This is a genomic window from Sporosarcina sp. NPDC096371 (assembly GCF_044762865.1).
Lineage (GTDB): Bacteria > Bacillota > Bacilli > Bacillales_A > Planococcaceae > Sporosarcina.
Genome location: NZ_JBIWFE010000005.1, coordinates 176,444 through 192,211, shown reverse-complemented (window position 1 = coordinate 192,211; position 15,768 = coordinate 176,444). Strand labels below are relative to the sequence as shown.

The window sequence follows — 15,768 nt, the reverse complement described above, 5'->3', positions numbered from 1 at the left end:
CCACTCCGCGATGAATTCGTGATCGACGCGAAAGGATAAGTGGCTTGTGACTTAGGGGGACACGTATTTATTTCTTAATCCATATTGAATCAATTCCGACCGATTTTTCAGTTCAAGCTTTTGCATGATATTGGCTTTGTGGTTTTCCACGGTTTTATTGCTAATATAAAGCTTTTTACCGATTTCGATATTCGAAAACCCTAAAATGCTCAATCCCACAATCTCCTGTTCACGGATCGTCAGTAGTCCACGTTGTTCTTTCCCTTTTTGATTAAATAACTTTTGCAATTGCTTGTCCGGAATACCGACCTTGTAATAGCGTTGTCCATTATGCACCGCCCGTATCGCCTCATAGAGTTCGCCCCCTTGACTGTTCTTTAGGAGGTATCCGTGTGCTCCAACTTCTATACCTCTTTGGATATAGCCAATCTCATTATGCATCGTCAGCAAAATCACTTTCACATCGTCCCGTAATTTCATAATTTCTCGAGATGCTGTCAATCCATCCAAGCCATTCGGAATAGAAATGTCCATCAGCACAACATCGGGATGGGTTTTGGCTACAAGTTGAACCGCCTCTCCCCCGTCTCCCGCTTCACCGACCACTTCGATGTCCTTATACTGTTCCAGCAATAGAACAATCCCTTTCCTAATCAGCACATGATCATCTACGATTAGCACTTTAATCAAATGGACTCCTCCTTCCATTTTGGAATCTGTATTTGGATGCTTGTCCCTTCATTCCGGGCTGAATTGATCACAAACGTTCCGCCTATTTGATCAATACGCTCCTCCATATGCTTAAGCCCCAATCCCTCATTCTGAATGGTCTCTTTCGTAAAGCCAATGCCATCATCGATGACTTGTAGAGTTAACCGGTCTTCGAGCTTGCTCAATGTGATATGTACATGTTTTGCTTGCGCATACTTTGTGATATTATGTAGCGCCTCCTGAACAACCCGGTAGAGATTAATTTCAACAGTCGGACTGCATCGATCCAAAAATTTCGTGTCAAAGTGGATATGGATGTCTGGATGCACTTTTCGCACAGAATCAATAAGGGTATTCAATGTTGGAACAATGCCTAACTGGTCGATGCTGTGAGGTCGCAATTGATACGAATACAACTTGATATCGTTCATCACTTTTTGCAGTTCGAGACGGACTTCCTCAATATACGTATTTAATTTGGGATTGTTCACATAGGACACAATGGCTTGCAAGGCAACTGAAATCGAATATAACGATTGTCCGACACCATCATGTAGCTCTTGCGCCAGTCGTTTATGTTCTGATTCCTTTGCTTCAATCAGATTCTTAATCATCAATTTTGAAAATCGGGCTTCTTTTTCCTTTAATTGTAGGGTTTGATCCCGTAAGACGAGTAAATACTCTTTCCGATCATTCAGCGGATCCGTGTACATCAGAGCTGTACTCATTTCGACATCGATCTTCTTTCCATGATAGGTCGGCATTTTCGATAAGAAATAAGGGACCTCCTCATTTTCGATTAAATAACACCGATTTTCCCCTTCGCTTCTTTTCCGATCCTCACAAAATGAACAGAAAGGAACACGCCCCGCCACTTCCCAACCTGTCAATCGCTCTGCTGAAGGATTCATCATCAAAATTTCCCGTGAATCATCCATTATGATGATTCCGTCTTGAATATTTTTAAAAACCTGCAATAAATATTCATTGCCAAGCATTTTCCCTAACATGATGCCCACTCCCCCGTGAAATGAAGCCCATTTTTTTCATATCATACCATCTGACAGACACGAAGGAAAAATAATTAAACAAAACCGCCAAGTCGCGTCTTGGCGGTCGGTTGATGGTGTGATTATCGAATACTTAAGTCTTGTTTTATTTCCCTACGCCAACTTGAATAGCCGCCTGTCAGATTAACGACGTTTTTCACCCCGTTCGCTTGGAGTATACTTGCGGCAATCGCAGAGCGTGCACCTGCTTGACATTGAACGATAATTTTCTTATCCGTTTGGACTTCATCCAATCGATTACGCAATGTGCCTAGCATGACATGATTGGCGCGATCGATATGTCCAGCATCGAACTCTGTTTGATTCCGAACGTCCAACACATATACATCACTTGAATCGATCATTTCTTTTGCCTCAGACGGCGTTATGTTGTCATATGATTCCAGCATAGTTGCTTCTTTCAATACCGCTTCGATATCCGCAAACCCCGCTACATTGTCAATGCCGATGGAACGCAATGCAACCAAGACCTCATCAAGGTCTGTAGGGGTCACCAGCACATATAAGGGCCGCTGATAGTCCACTATCCAGCCGGACCAGTTTGTAAAAGCGTTGTTGAACGGTATATTGATCGTCCCTTCGATATGTCCTGCTGCGAACTGGCTCACTTTACGTGTATCAATCACTTGATGTCCGGCTGCTATAATATCTTCTACTTCTTTCACTGAAGTGAGCATGTTCACATCCACAAGGTTTTTAATCAACTCAATGCCTACCTTATTGACCTGTTTCATAATAGCGAAGTAGGAAGGGGGTTCGGGTTGCCCATCTAGCAAGGTTTGTACGAACGACTCTTCATTGTCACAACGCATCGCCCAGTTGAATTGTTTTTCATACCCGACCGTTGTGGATGGAATCGCGCCAAGGGCTTTTCCGCATGCACTACCCGCACCATGCGCTGGCCACACTTGCAAATAATCGGGCAGCGCTTTGAATCTTTTAAGAGATTGGTACATCGCTTTTGCGCCAGACTCGGAAGTGCCTTGAATGCCTGCCGCCTTTTCGAGCAGGTCAGGACGTCCGATATCCCCTACGAATACAAAGTCACCAGAAAAGATGCCCATCGGTTTATCTGCGGAGCCTCCGCGGTCGGTGAGTAGGAACGAAATACTTTCCGGTGTGTGGCCAGCTGTATGCATCGTTTGGAATACGATATTACCGATTGAAAATGCATCGCCATCTTTTAACAGCTGATGGTCAAGATGGTCGATATTTTCATACTTCCAATCTTGATCGCCTTCATCTGATAGATATAACTTCGTTCCGAAACGATCGGCTAGTTCGCGGGAGCCGGATACGAAGTCAGCGTGGATATGTGTTTCAAGAGCGCCGACAATTTTTAAATTCTCTTTTTTAGCAAGCTCGATATAAGGCGCGATATTGCGCATCGGATCCACGATGGCCGCCTCGCCCGTTGCTTGGCAACCGACTACATAGGAGGCGTGCGCTAATTTTTCATCATAAAAATAACGTAACAGCATGATTGATAACTCCTATTCTTCAAGTAGTTTTTTCCGTTTTTTCATTCATGACTTCCAGCGCGGCCTGCACATAGCAAAATCCCTTTTGAACCATTGGATCTTTTAGCCACTTTACTAAAGAAAACAATTTTACTTGTTGCGGATTGCACTGCGCACGCTCTTTCACTTCCTGTATAAAAGACAGACCTTCTTGCCCTTTCGAAAGGACAGGTTCCGCATACTCCTTTAAGTTGGTCAGCATGTATGCTGTTGACTCATCATCCTTCACGATGGCTGTGGCAAAATCGATGATATTTTCAAGTTGCTCAATCATCGCCAACATCTTCGGCAATTTCTCAAGCAACAACACCAATGAGGTAATCGTTTCCATGCTGATGTTGTAGGTTGATAGCAATTGATCATATTGATTGATCACAGATTGATCAGTGGCGACCGCTTTTCCAAACTGCACTGCGTTGCCAATAGAATGGATGCTTTTTTCAAATTCAGGCAATTTATTTAACAGAGATGTGAGTGACGCTTGTACTTCCGGTCTTTCCAATTCAGCTATGAGTTGGAGCATGTCTCCGCCTTCATAATTTGTTTTGGTAACTATATCCGTCATCCCCCTTCCTGATCATACGCGCTACATCGTACCTTTCAGCATGCCGTCCCAATACATAATCGGCAGTAGATCTTTTTTCATGACATACATGCTTGCCCTTTCAACAGCTTGGTTAAACGGCATGGACTCAGTTGGGTCTTTTTCGTAATTAAATTCCGCTAAGATTAGCTTGTTATAGCCTGTCACAAGAGGACAGGAGGAGTAACCGTCATAGGAGCCGTTCATGGGTTGCTCACGCATGAGTGCGATGATATTGTCCACGACAACCGGTGCTTGTTTCCGGATGGCAGCCCCCGTTTTCGATGTAGGAAGGTTCGAACTATCCCCAAGCCCGAAGACATTTTTAAAGCGGATATGCTGCAATGTATGTTTATGAACATCCGTCCAGCCAGTTGCATCCGATAAGGGACTATTCCGGATGAAGGCTGGTGCTTGCATATACGGAGTCGCGTGAATCATGTCATAGCGGATTTCTTCTATTTTTTGTGTATCCATATTTTCAAAGACAGCTATTTTTTCATCCGCTTTTATTTCCGTTAAGTTTCGGCGGAAGCGGGTGTCGATTTGCTTGCGCTCCAGTACTTTCTCAAGGGCTAATCGGTATTTTGCCACATCAAAGATAGCTGGATTCGCAGAGCCGAAAATGATGTTCGACTTGTTGCGGACGCCTGATCGACTAAAATGGTCATCCGCTAAATACATAATTTTTTGTGGAGCGCCACCGCATTTCACAGGCGTAGCGGGGTGCGTAAAGAGCGCAGTCCCTCCTGTAAATGAACGGATTGTTTCCCACGTATAATCCACATGGTCGTAGGAATAATTACTGCACACACTTTTCGTTCCGAGTGCTTCCTCCAACCCTTTAATGGCTTTCCAATTGATTTCAATGCCGCCTGCAACGACTAAATAGTCATACGCTAACGTTTGTCCTTTTGCTGTTGTCAATCGGTTATCTTCAGGAGAGAAGGACTCGACAGCGTCTTGGATCCAAATTGCACCTACTGGGATCACACTCGCCATTTCTCTTTCCGTACTTTCTTTCTTCGCGGCACCTCCGCCTACTAATGTCCATAGCGGCTGGTAGTAATGTTTATCTGCAGGATCGACAATAACGACGTCCTCCATCAATGAAGGGTATTGACGAAGCAATCTAGCCGCGACCGTTATACCGGCAGACCCCCCGCCAACAATGACTACTTTGTATGAAGTCTTCATGTTTTTCCTCCTCTACTTTACATGCTGATAGTGCCTTGCTATCTATATTTTAGGAGACTTGACTCACACAAAGTATAGGGGTTTCCCCCTAATTGATTTTTAATTATCAATCTTCTGAATTAAATTCAAGAATCACAGGTAAGCAGGTGCCCCCCATTTTCACACAACAAAAAAAGCCACAATCATCGAATGATCTCCGATAATCATGGCTATTAAATTCTTTTTTCTTATGTCATAACCTTTAAGATTTCACAGTAATACCTTTACGTTCTTTAGCATATTCAGCTGTAGCTGTGAACAATACGTCAGAAGATGAATTCAAAGCAGTTTCACAAGAATCTTGAACAACCCCGATGATAAAGCCTACACCAACAACTTGCATAGCAATATCAATTGGAACTCCAAATAGACTACATGCGAGCGGAATCAGTAAAAGGGATCCGCCCGGTACACCTGACGCACCTGCTGCAGAGATAGCCGCTACTACAGAAAGCAGAAGTGCAGTGACAAAATCGACTTCAATCCCAAGCGTATGGACGGTTGCAAGCGCTAGTACAGAAATTGTAACGGCTGCACCGGCCATATTAATCGTAGCACCTAGAGGAATTGACACTGCATACGTATCCTCATCTAAGCCAAGCTCTTCACATAATTTCATATTTACCGGAATGTTTGCAGCTGAACTACGTGTAAAGAATGCTGTAATTCCACTGTCTTTTAAAACCTTGAAAACAAGTGGGTAAGGATTTCTGCGAATATAGACATACACGATTAAGGGATTCACGACAAGTGCGATAAACAACATACACCCAACCAAAACTAATAGTAGTCTACCGTAAACAAGTAATGCAGAAAGTCCAGTTGTTACAATCGCATCAAAAACAAGTCCCATAATACCAATCGGTGCTAAATTGATCACCCATTGTACAACTTTCGTAATGGCATCCGAAAAACTCCCAATCACGTCTTTCGTATTTTGACTAGCATTCTTTAAAGCAAGCCCAAGAACGACTGCCCAGACTAAAATGCCTAAATAGTTAGCATTTAATAATGCATGAACCGGATTGGCAACTACGTTAAAGAGTAATGCCTCTAGAACTTCAGCAATACCTTCTGGAGGAGAAAGCCCTTCTGCCCCTGTTGTCAACGTCAGTGTCACTGGGAATATAAAACTTACAGCGACAGCAACGGCCCCTGCTAAAAATGTACCTATCCCATATAGAACAAGAATCGTTTTCATATTTGTTTTCTTACCACTTTTATGCGCGGCAATTGCGTGCATCACTAAGAATAATACTAAGACTGGTGCAACTGCCTTTAATGCACCGACAAATAAAGAACCGAAAATAGATACCCAACTTAAGGCAGTAGGAACCGTTAACGCTAAGATAATACCAACAATAATACCAACAACAATTCTTTTTACTAGACTTATTTGGTTCCATTTAACAAATAAATTTTTCACTATATTCCCCCCTTTTCTTTCTTAAAACTCACATGATAATAACCTACAGCAACTTCTCCCCATTGAGGCAATATGTACTTATTTCGCCTCGAAGTAGACTGATAACTTATTTTAACACGCAGTTTCAGAATTGCGCAATGATTTTTTCATATCAGAATATAGTTGGTTTTTTTATGAAATTCATCCATAAGTTAAACATTAATTAGAGAAAGAACCATAATAAAAAAATAGTGACGAAGTTCTAAACTAATCAGGAATTCCATGAGCCTCTGATTTACTATATGTGTTAGACACCTTTTTAATACGCATGCGAGCTGTTGGTGTTTCGTTCAAGAAACATATAGCAGAACGAACAAGACCCCTTTCTTCATGAAAGGGGTCTTGCAAATGAAAATAGCAAAAGTTAATATCGTTTAGTCTAAGTGAAGGGTGTCAGGTTCTGAAACCATTCGATGCAAATCGCTGCCGGTCGGATTTTGGAAGATACGCAATCCAAATTCTCCCGCAATGGCAAAAAGATGATCAAAGATATCAGCTTGAATGGTTTCATAGATTGTCCATTGAACGTTATTCGCAAAAGCATAAATTTCAATCGGTAATCCATTCTCACCCGAAGGTAGCTGGCGGACCATTAACGTCATTTCCTGATGAATACCAGAGTGCTGTTGAATGTATTGCTGGATGTATTCCCGGAATACCCCTACATTGGTCATCGCCCTTCCGTTTACAACATTGCTGCGGTCAATCTTATTCACACGATTGTACTCCGCAATTTCACGTTCACGTTCAACGATATAATCGGAAAGGAAATGGATCTGTTTATACTGGTCAATCATTTCCTCCGTGCAAAACTGAATACTGGACGTATCAATATACAAAGCCCGCTTAATGCGTCTGCCGCCGGATTCCTGCATCTTGCGCCAGTTGATGAATGAATCCGAAATGAGCGCATAACTTGGAATCATTGTCACTGTACGATCAAAGTTCCGCACCATCACCGTATTCAAGGAAATATCAATAATATCCCCATTTGCACCATACTTCGGTATTTCAATCCAATCACCGACTCGAACCATATCTGTAGCGGATAACTGGACCCCCGCCACAAGCCCTAATAACGAATCCTTAAAAACTAACATGAACACCGCTGAAAGAGCACCAAACCCACTAAGTAGAATAAGCGGGCTTTTACCGATTAGATTGGCAATCACCAAAATGGTGCCAAGGACAACAATGGTAATTTTAGCAACTTGAATATAGCCTTTAATCGGCTTCGTTTTTGACACTTCATACGTTTGATAAATGTCATTGAACGCGCTTAATAAGCGGTTAATAACACTGAATGCCACAATCATTATGTAGCTAAGCGCCAACGTTTGAATTGCTATTTTGTAGGTCGGGAAAGTTTCAGCGAAGAAATAGATAATGATCGCAGGCACAAAGTGAGACAAAATGCGAAACACTTTCCGCTCCAGTAAAATATGTCCCCACTTGATTTGATGCTTGCCAATGATATGTGTTATAAATCGGATAATCACTTTTTTCGTAATAAAGTTCGCGATGATACAAACGAGTATGATGAAGGTAATTAACGTGACAAAGGCCAACAAATTAACATAAGCCTCATCCACTCCATACCCTAACAGCCGGCCGCGAATAAAAGTCATTTCTTTCCTCCTGTCGTTCACTGTGAATCAAATCGTTCTTTTTTAAAGAATCACTTTCATCATATAACAATTGGCATTAAAATTCGAACGGGAATGATTTCTTACTACGCAAATACCCACAAATACTATTGTGTGGGTATCATTTCCAACTTAAAGCTCTATAACTATACGATTAAAATCGAGGGATTCCCTGACCAACAACTTCGAATTCAAAACGAACCCGACGTCCTTCACCACGTTGTTATGCACTATTTATTGTTAGGGAAAAGCAAAAACTGAAGGGGTATTGCAGAACATTCATACGACAATGGACATATAGTTAATTGAGTATTGTTTACGTATCTTCTCGTCTACATTTTAATTTGATTTAGCTAATTACGGAAAACGCCATTGGGGTAGAAATTATTATAGGTCCAAGCGGGGCAGTATATGTTCATTTTGATCAGATACTCCACTTAAGTTATTGAATTGTATCAAGTCTTTCACAGTACAATCAGTTTTGAAGGAAGGTGTGATTTCAGTGAGAGTTATTCATACAATGCCGCTTTTGTATAAGCCCTCGGACTTACCATTGTTTGAACAATGCTTCGAGAGCATGGGGAAATCAGACGAGAAATTTGTTGTCGTCTATAACCAAGGAAATCTTAGTCAAGCTACCTTAGAAAAAATGCTTGCTCATTATAATATTCCAAACGTAGTTTTAGGATTTGGTGAAAACATCGGCATTGCACAAGCAAGGCAGCAATGTTTTGAGTATATTTGGGAGAACTTTAAGGAAGTGGAGTATATTTCAGAAATACATTTGGATATGGCGTTTCCAAGGAACTGGTATGAATCTTTACTCCATTTTTTAGATACTACAGATGAGCCAATGGTATCACCAGGGATTTTAACAAGTAGCGGAGAGTTGGCACCACTCAATCAATTTATAGCGCTTCCTGAAAATACGACGGATTTGATTTCATTATTAGAAGGCTTTAGTAGGGATGAGGTCAGGGAGAAGTTTGTCCACCCAGTTATTCATAAAGCCAAGGTTTTAAAGACTATTGGTGGATACGACCTTCAATTTTTGAAAGGGAAGCAAGGGTATGAAGACGATAGCCTATTACTTGGATATTATTATTATATGGGGACTCGTACAAACTGGCGTCCTAAGTGCATTTTAAAATCTTGGGTTTATCATGCGACGATGGCGCAACGAATGTCCCTTCCTGATAAACTTTTGGATTTCGAGGCAAATAAAAAAGGATTATTTTTGCAGTACGGAGCTTATGGAATGAAACATTTGTCTCACCTTCATCAAAACACATCTTTTTCTGATAGCCTCCTGAAGGAGTTTTTAAAATAGCTACTTACCTTTCATTTTCAGGTGCACTCTTAATAGGCCAATTATAATAAGCACAGCTGGCGCAAACCAGCTGTGCTTATTATAATTGGCAGCGAGCGCTTTTCTCTAATGAAGCTTTTGAAGAAATTCGCAGGCTTACCATGAACCCCAACACCGTACACCTCACCATTAATCGAAAAATCGCGTTACGGGACCATATTCAGCGGTTGGAAGACGCAGAGATGATCGGGATGGAAAGAGACATGAAATGAGGAATGGAGCAAGGCATAGAACAAACAATTAAAATCATAAGGGGACCAGACTCTTATTAGGTTCTAAATAAATGCAGAACCTAATAAGGACCTCGTGCCCTTGAATCCATTTCTACTTCATTTAACTGACAATAAACGTACCCACCATCCCCGATTCCTTATGTCCAGGAACTGTACAATTGAATTCATAGACGCCCGGTTCGGTCGGGGTAAACGTTAATGTCTCCGTACTTTTCGGTAATGCTTGGAGATGTATCCTATCACTTTCTGCTCCATGATGATGTTGGGTCCCATTATCCATTGCCGAGAATGGAGCCTTAATTTCCATGTGATGCTCAATCTTATCCAGATTACTAAGCGTTAACGTGACCGCCCTTCCCTTCTCAACACTAATTTTATTGGTTGAGTACTTCATATTAGCGGTTTCGAGAACAATGATTTGGCTTTCATTATCGGGAACTTCAGTTGACTTCTTTGCCGACCCCATTGCCATTGGATCTCCAACCTTTTCGACAAATGAATGACCCCCTACTATATAAACCCCAATAAAACCAAACAGTACTATAGGTTTTACTAACCACCTTTTACTATGTATCCTCGAATTACGGGGTGTTTTTAAAATAACCATGATGAAAATTGTACAAAGCGATAGAAATAAAAATAGCTGTATCAAATGGATCGACTGCTCTACACGAATCATCTCGCCTAGCATTGCCCCCATCATGCCACCCATTAATCCAGCCATGAAACCTTCCAATACAGAGAGAATCCCAAAACACAATCCGCACAGTGAGCCCGCAAGCACGCCAATCGTTATCGAAAGTATCGTTGACAGAAATAAGTTACCTTGATAAATTACACCCAATAGTACACCAGCAGTCAATCCCATATTCATGCCAAAGAACATGGAAATCATCATTCCTTGCATAGGACGCAACTTTGTCTTCCACATTGTCGCTAATATAACGACTAATAAAGTGAATAGGATTAATGAAACGAATATAAATAATGGATAGGTAGTCATTTATCCCCCGCCTTCTGATTAAAAAGTGAAAATATATACCTTACAAGGGTATGTAATTTTCCTTCTCTTAATGAATCAAGAACAGGGGAAATCGAACATTTATTTCGCCAAGCACAAAATAGGCTCACAACAACAAAAACTCCATAAAAAAAAAGTGGCTAATAGATAGCCACTTTTTCAGTGTACGATACGGTTAGTCATCAAATCGCGCACACTAGATTCAACGACGTCAAGTTCATTTTTTTCAATTTTAGTATGAGGTTGTGGCTGGAACCATTGAACTTCCTGTTCATGAAAAATACCTCGATAGTCGTTTCCCTCGATGTTTAATTTAAATTGAATACGCTCGTTAACTTGACCTTCAAACAATGGTGTAATTACCTCGAAATTTTGTAGCATAATGAAAATCCCCTTCCATAATTGGTTTTTAATCTATTCCATAAGTTAGTTTTAATATTTCTTGTTTCCGTTTTGCTTATGTTCTTATAATAACTACCCCAAATTAAAAAGTTAGGTGAAGAAGATTAGAGTTTCATGAGAATTATGTCACAAAGATACACTCTTCTTACTGAAGGACATTTGAAACAGCTTTTGCAAGAACAGCTGATGTTCTATTTAGTTCCGCTTCATTATTCCCAATCCCACCCATTTCGACGAGTATGAGACTTGGATCTAAATCCTGATTATACTTGCCGTCTACCCCATGCCCTGCTTTGAACACAAGAGGCCTTGTTATTCCTGGAACCATTTGTTCTAATTCGGTCGTCAATCTTTCGGCTAACTCTTGATTTACTTTAAAATTATTATGCTCGCCGCCAATCACAAAAACGATTTTTGCATACTTTTCCCCTGCATACGTAAGCGTCGTTTTATCTGCTTTCAGGGAATCGCGGTGAATATCGATGATGATGTCATAATTGCCTTTTTGCAGCGACTTTTGGACATACGGCCGTACCACATCATACGATTTGTGATAAGCAATCCCCTGCTCCTTCATGACCGAAGTAGTATCGACATCAAGTATTTCTGTTGATATTCCATTGAACTCCAACTGGGATTTTATCGTTTCATCAAGCCTCATAATATTCGCTTCTGGATGAGAAACCGCGATTTTTCCATCATGTTGTTGCGTGATGGGTTCATAAGCTTCATGGGAATGTGTAGAAAATAAAAGCGCACGCTTTGCTGTTTGGATTTGTGGTTGTGGTTGTGGTTGTGGTTCCGGCTCATTGATATTAGTCGCATAGACTAATTGCTGATTATTCAATGGACCTATAGCTGCTGTTTCACCTGAGGTTTCACTCGGGATGAATTCTAGGATAATGGGAAATATGAAAAGAACAAAGATCAGTGCGCTCCAAACTTTCAACGACTTCTTCATAGGCATACCTCCGTCAGCTAATATATGTAGCAAGGCGTCGTAAATAGAAGTCTTTTTGATAATTTTAAGTACATTATCTGTTGGATTAAAGAATTTTGGAAACAAGACTCGCCGCTTGGGGATGCCTTCGTTGCAGATTACATAAAAAGCATAAGTTCAATATGGATTTGTTCTAATATAATTTTCAAAAACAACTACTTGATCAGAATGTTACCTAATAATGGAATGGAGTTAGGGGACGAAGTATAAAATACTTGTCCCTAACTCCACTTCAATATTTTTAGAAAACCATCTATGCTGTAAAGATCAATCTACTTCTAAATTCCCCCCGTTGTAAAGGGCTCAACCCATCGGTACTAATTCAGATCTTTCCAGCTTATCTATGATTCTTGAGGTTGATCCTTTTAGGTTGTAGCATTCAACATAGTCTCGAATTGGACGTTTAATATGGTCTACAACAAATCTTTGTCCATTAATATTAACTTTATTTAGATTATCATATAACCTATTAATTTCCACTTTTACATTATCATCATTGAATGTATAATGACCAGCAATATCTAAAATTTCGGCTGATAGGTCATCGTCTTTTATAATTTCATCTATTGTTAATTTAGTTTGATCGCCTACCATCCATTTTCTCCAACGCTCACTTTTGATTGCATGAGTTAATAGTACATCTTTTACGCTAGATGATTCTTCAATTACACCGTTTTCTTTTAGCCTTTGCTCTACTTCCGCTAGTTTTAGATAAGCTCTTGTTTCTTCAGTTCCATACTGAGGAGCAACATTCGTTGCAACAACTCTAGAAGGAATGTGTTCCAGCAAAGTAACATCATCTAGATAATCACCATTATGTTCTTTTAATCCAACACCATACTCACTTGCCATTTCTGCCAATTCGTATGCATTATTAAAATTAAATGTTCCAATTTGTTCTGTTTTTCTTGTCAATGTCCCTGTTTGACCTACAATAAATGTCGGCATAGGAAGATCTTTATTTTCAAGTTCTACTTTAAGTCTAGTAATAAAAGTTTCATATGTTTCAGTGGAAGTTAAACCACCATTTGTTTCTTCTGTCCCAACCTCATAACCAATTTCCGGCAAATCCCTTACTCTTCTTTCATTCTCGCAGTATTCTATTAGTTCTACAGTTCTACTAATTACTGTATCTAAAGGAACCACTTTTCCTACTTCAAAAGGATCTTTCGTAGGATCAATCATAAGTAAATCAAAGCCTGCCTCAATATCCGCAAGGTAAGACTTTTTACCAAGTTCCATAGCTTGATCTACAGGTAAGTGATCATTTCTTTCTTTATCTCTTTGCCAAGGACCACCATGATCACGACATACATAATATAAGCCATTAAAGTCGGTTTCATCTGCTGTGTCACGAATTGCTTTAACGAATGAATGTTGATTCCATCCGTTAACATAACCACCGCCTAGCTCGTCCATATCGACTTGATTGCGACTTGCAATGAACATTAAAGGGAAATCATAGTCTCTAGCTAACTCAAAACTTGCTTGCAATAAATTCGATGACATCGGACCTATCCCTAGTAATGTTGCTCCTTTACCTTCGTTCTGTAGTTCTAATAAGGATTTGATCGTTAATTTAATAGGCACTCTTACCATAATTTTTCCCTCCTAGTAATTTCTTTAACTAGCTAATGTATTATTTAAGTCCTTCTTTTCAGTAGACTTATTCTCTAACACATTTGGTTTTGTGAAATGTAAAATAGCAGCAGTTACAATCGAACCTATTAGCATCGCTAGGAAGTACCATAGTTTCCCTTCAACTGCACCTATAACAATTAATCCACCATGAGGAACAAAAGTTTCAACGCCTTGCATCATTCCAATACCACCACCAACAGCACTACCAATAATAATGGCAGGCAGAACACGCTTCAGATCTTTTACAGCAAAAGGAATAGCTCCTTCGGTAATACCGATTAATCCCATGAAACCAGCGCTAACACCCAAACTGCGTTCGTCTTGAGTATATTTACTTCTTGAAATAAAAGTTGATAATGCCAGCCCTAGTGGTGGTATCGCAACCGCAATTCTATGAGCACCATTTGGACCAAAAATCCCTTCAGCCATCAAAGCTAAGGTAAAAGCAGTAACCGTTTTATTAATCGGACCACCCATATCAATGGCAGTAAAGGCACCAAGTATTAATCCTAAAATTAAAGCATTACCTCCTTGTAAAGAAGATAAGAAAGTAACTAGGACACTCACAATATTAGCGAGAGGTTGAGCTAATATATAAATATATCCGATACAAACAATGAATGTTGTTATTACTGGAATAATTAGTATAGGCATTACCGTTTTAATTGTATTTGGCACCTTCCAGGTTTTCACCCATTTAGCAATATAACCCGCAACAATCCCTAAAATCATTGCCCCAATGAAACCGGTTGAAACACCATCTACACCAACAGGATTATTAGCGATAAAGCCCGCAATCATACCAGGAATTAACCCTGGTTTACCTGCAATTGAATAGGCTATATATCCAGCTAAAATTGGAATCATCATTGCAAAACCGGCAGACCCAATTGTATTTAAGTTCTGAAGGAAAGGATTTGTGACAACCATCCCTTCATCAGTCGGTGTCCCAGAGGCTAATGCAATAGCTAAAAATATCCCACCAACAACAACAGAAGGCATCATGTAAGACACACCTGTACTAAACGCCCTCTTTAGGTCTCCCCCGACATTTTTCCAATTAGCCATTTTTTCTACCTCCTATAACTTTTCCAACTGATTAACAACATCGTTTATATTCTTTATAACAGCTGAAGGATCTAAGGTTAAAACTTTTCCTTGATCTCGTTTTTCATCAAATCGTTCTTCACCTTCGATTCCAATTGCGATTGCTAGAATAACTGCATCAGCATCAGCAATTTCCCCCTCAGTTAACTCATTATCGATTCCCATTCCACCTTGGGTTTCAATTTTGAATTCATAGCCCCTCTTTCTACATTCTTTTTCTAATGCCTCTTGCGCCATATAAGTATGTGCAATACCTGTCGTACATGCTGTAACTCCTACAATTTTCATTTATTATCTCCCCTTTTCTTCAGCATATATATTTTCTTCGATACATTTTAATAAACGATAAGCATCATCAATCGAATCTACTTCAAGCAACATATTTCTAAACGTTTGGTCCATCAAATTCCTACTAATTTGTGCTAGGATTTTTAAATGCAATGTTCCTGTTTGATCCGTTGGAACACCAATCATAAAAATTAATTGCACTTTTTCCATATTTCTCTCGTCCCATATAAAAGGATTCTTAGTCCTCATAAATGTAATGAATGGATCTTTTACAGCTTCAGATTTACCATGAGGTATACCTACGTTTAAGCCAACTGTTGTTGGAATTTCTTCCTCTCTTTTCAAAACAGCCTTCACGTAAGTATTTACATCTGTTATCATTCCAAAATTCGAGGCATCTTCACTCATTTTTCTTATGACTTCAAAACGACTTGTAAGATCATCATCTAGATAAATTAATTCCCTTTGTAACAATT

At 40.0% G+C, this 15,768-nt stretch carries 15 protein-coding genes; 1 reads left to right on the top strand and 14 read right to left on the bottom strand.

The annotated features are described in order from the left end of the window. Window positions 1-51 precede the first annotated feature (51 nt). The 7 genes from ACIQ0H_RS14835 to ACIQ0H_RS14805 all read right to left on the bottom strand — a co-directional run bounded on the left by ACIQ0H_RS14835 (window position 52) and on the right by ACIQ0H_RS14805 (window position 8,213). Complete coding sequence (locus tag ACIQ0H_RS14835; protein ID WP_403416162.1) at window positions 52-690, bottom strand: response regulator; 639 nt, start codon at window positions 688-690, stop codon at window positions 52-54. Continuing rightward, the gene (locus ACIQ0H_RS14830) at window positions 687-1,721 is read right to left on the bottom strand and encodes a PAS domain-containing sensor histidine kinase (RefSeq protein WP_403416159.1); all 1,035 of its coding nucleotides are present in this window, start codon (window positions 1,719-1,721) and stop codon (window positions 687-689) included. Before ACIQ0H_RS14830 ends, ACIQ0H_RS14835 begins: the two co-directional genes overlap by 4 nt. A gap of 122 nt (window positions 1,722-1,843) precedes the next feature. Continuing rightward, on the bottom strand, window positions 1,844-3,262 hold the full coding sequence (locus ACIQ0H_RS14825; protein ID WP_403416156.1) for an MBL fold metallo-hydrolase: 1,419 nt from the start codon (window positions 3,260-3,262) through the stop codon (window positions 1,844-1,846). A 19-nt stretch (window positions 3,263-3,281) separates the two neighbouring features. Next, a complete protein-coding gene (locus ACIQ0H_RS14820) occupies window positions 3,282-3,866 on the bottom strand; it encodes a helical membrane plugin domain-containing protein (RefSeq protein ID WP_403416153.1) in 585 nt (194 codons plus the stop codon). Window positions 3,867-3,887: 21 nt separating this feature from the next. Then, window positions 3,888-5,081, bottom strand: a complete 1,194-nt coding sequence (locus tag ACIQ0H_RS14815; protein ID WP_403416150.1) for an NAD(P)/FAD-dependent oxidoreductase — start codon at window positions 5,079-5,081, stop codon at window positions 3,888-3,890. Window positions 5,082-5,322: 241 nt separating this feature from the next. Further along, complete coding sequence (gene sstT, locus ACIQ0H_RS14810; protein WP_403416147.1) at window positions 5,323-6,546, bottom strand: serine/threonine transporter SstT; 1,224 nt, start codon at window positions 6,544-6,546, stop codon at window positions 5,323-5,325. Between the two features lie 413 nt (window positions 6,547-6,959). Next, window positions 6,960-8,213, bottom strand: coding sequence for a mechanosensitive ion channel family protein (locus tag ACIQ0H_RS14805; protein WP_403416144.1), 1,254 nt, complete (start codon window positions 8,211-8,213; stop codon window positions 6,960-6,962). Window positions 8,214-8,808: 595 nt separating this feature from the next. Here ACIQ0H_RS14805 and ACIQ0H_RS14800 point away from each other — a divergent pair. After that, a complete protein-coding gene (locus tag ACIQ0H_RS14800) occupies window positions 8,809-9,561 on the top strand; it encodes a hypothetical protein (protein ID WP_403416142.1) in 753 nt (250 codons plus the stop codon). Between the two features lie 372 nt (window positions 9,562-9,933). On the opposite strand, the gene ACIQ0H_RS14795 is transcribed toward ACIQ0H_RS14800, so the two are convergent. The 7 genes from ACIQ0H_RS14795 to ACIQ0H_RS14765 form a co-directional block, all read right to left on the bottom strand. Beyond that, window positions 9,934-10,836, bottom strand: coding sequence for a plastocyanin/azurin family copper-binding protein (locus tag ACIQ0H_RS14795; RefSeq protein WP_403416139.1), 903 nt, complete (start codon window positions 10,834-10,836; stop codon window positions 9,934-9,936). Between the two features lie 177 nt (window positions 10,837-11,013). Further along, window positions 11,014-11,235, bottom strand: coding sequence for a hypothetical protein (locus ACIQ0H_RS14790; RefSeq protein ID WP_403416136.1), 222 nt, complete (start codon window positions 11,233-11,235; stop codon window positions 11,014-11,016). Between the two features lie 166 nt (window positions 11,236-11,401). Next, the gene (spoIIP, locus tag ACIQ0H_RS14785; protein WP_403416133.1) at window positions 11,402-12,217 is read right to left on the bottom strand and encodes a stage II sporulation protein P; all 816 of its coding nucleotides are present in this window, start codon (window positions 12,215-12,217) and stop codon (window positions 11,402-11,404) included. A 342-nt stretch (window positions 12,218-12,559) separates the two neighbouring features. Then, window positions 12,560-13,855: a class II D-tagatose-bisphosphate aldolase non-catalytic subunit gene (locus tag ACIQ0H_RS14780; RefSeq protein WP_403416130.1), complete on the bottom strand. Its 1,296-nt coding sequence runs from the start codon at window positions 13,853-13,855 to the stop codon at window positions 12,560-12,562. Window positions 13,856-13,879: 24 nt separating this feature from the next. After that, complete coding sequence (locus ACIQ0H_RS14775; protein WP_403416128.1) at window positions 13,880-14,965, bottom strand: PTS fructose transporter subunit IIC; 1,086 nt, start codon at window positions 14,963-14,965, stop codon at window positions 13,880-13,882. Between the two features lie 12 nt (window positions 14,966-14,977). Next, a complete protein-coding gene (locus ACIQ0H_RS14770; RefSeq protein ID WP_403416125.1) occupies window positions 14,978-15,292 on the bottom strand; it encodes a PTS fructose transporter subunit IIB in 315 nt (104 codons plus the stop codon). A gap of 3 nt (window positions 15,293-15,295) precedes the next feature. Then, complete coding sequence (locus ACIQ0H_RS14765) at window positions 15,296-15,766, bottom strand: PTS sugar transporter subunit IIA (RefSeq protein WP_403416123.1); 471 nt, start codon at window positions 15,764-15,766, stop codon at window positions 15,296-15,298. Window positions 15,767-15,768: the final 2 nt, after the last annotated feature.

Bases quoted from the DNA above. Each gene is read 5' to 3' on its own strand.
- ACIQ0H_RS14800 (WP_403416142.1), top strand. From the start codon at position 8,809: ATGGGGAAATCAGACGAGAAATTTGTTGTCGTCTATAACCAAGGAAAT.
- ACIQ0H_RS14830 (WP_403416159.1), bottom strand. From the start codon at position 1,721: ATGTTAGGGAAAATGCTTGGCAATGAATATTTATTGCAGGTTTTTAAA.
- ACIQ0H_RS14780 (WP_403416130.1), bottom strand. From the start codon at position 13,855: ATGGTAAGAGTGCCTATTAAATTAACGATCAAATCCTTATTAGAACTA.
- ACIQ0H_RS14775 (WP_403416128.1), bottom strand. From the start codon at position 14,965: ATGGCTAATTGGAAAAATGTCGGGGGAGACCTAAAGAGGGCGTTTAGT.
- ACIQ0H_RS14815 (WP_403416150.1), bottom strand. From the start codon at position 5,081: ATGAAGACTTCATACAAAGTAGTCATTGTTGGCGGGGGGTCTGCCGGT.
- ACIQ0H_RS14805 (WP_403416144.1), bottom strand. From the start codon at position 8,213: ATGACTTTTATTCGCGGCCGGCTGTTAGGGTATGGAGTGGATGAGGCT.
- ACIQ0H_RS14790 (WP_403416136.1), bottom strand. From the start codon at position 11,235: ATGCTACAAAATTTCGAGGTAATTACACCATTGTTTGAAGGTCAAGTT.
- ACIQ0H_RS14825 (WP_403416156.1), bottom strand. From the start codon at position 3,262: ATGCTGTTACGTTATTTTTATGATGAAAAATTAGCGCACGCCTCCTAT.
- ACIQ0H_RS14820 (WP_403416153.1), bottom strand. From the start codon at position 3,866: ATGACGGATATAGTTACCAAAACAAATTATGAAGGCGGAGACATGCTC.
- ACIQ0H_RS14770 (WP_403416125.1), bottom strand. From the start codon at position 15,292: ATGAAAATTGTAGGAGTTACAGCATGTACGACAGGTATTGCACATACT.
- spoIIP (WP_403416133.1), bottom strand. From the start codon at position 12,217: ATGAAGAAGTCGTTGAAAGTTTGGAGCGCACTGATCTTTGTTCTTTTC.
- ACIQ0H_RS14795 (WP_403416139.1), bottom strand. From the start codon at position 10,836: ATGACTACCTATCCATTATTTATATTCGTTTCATTAATCCTATTCACT.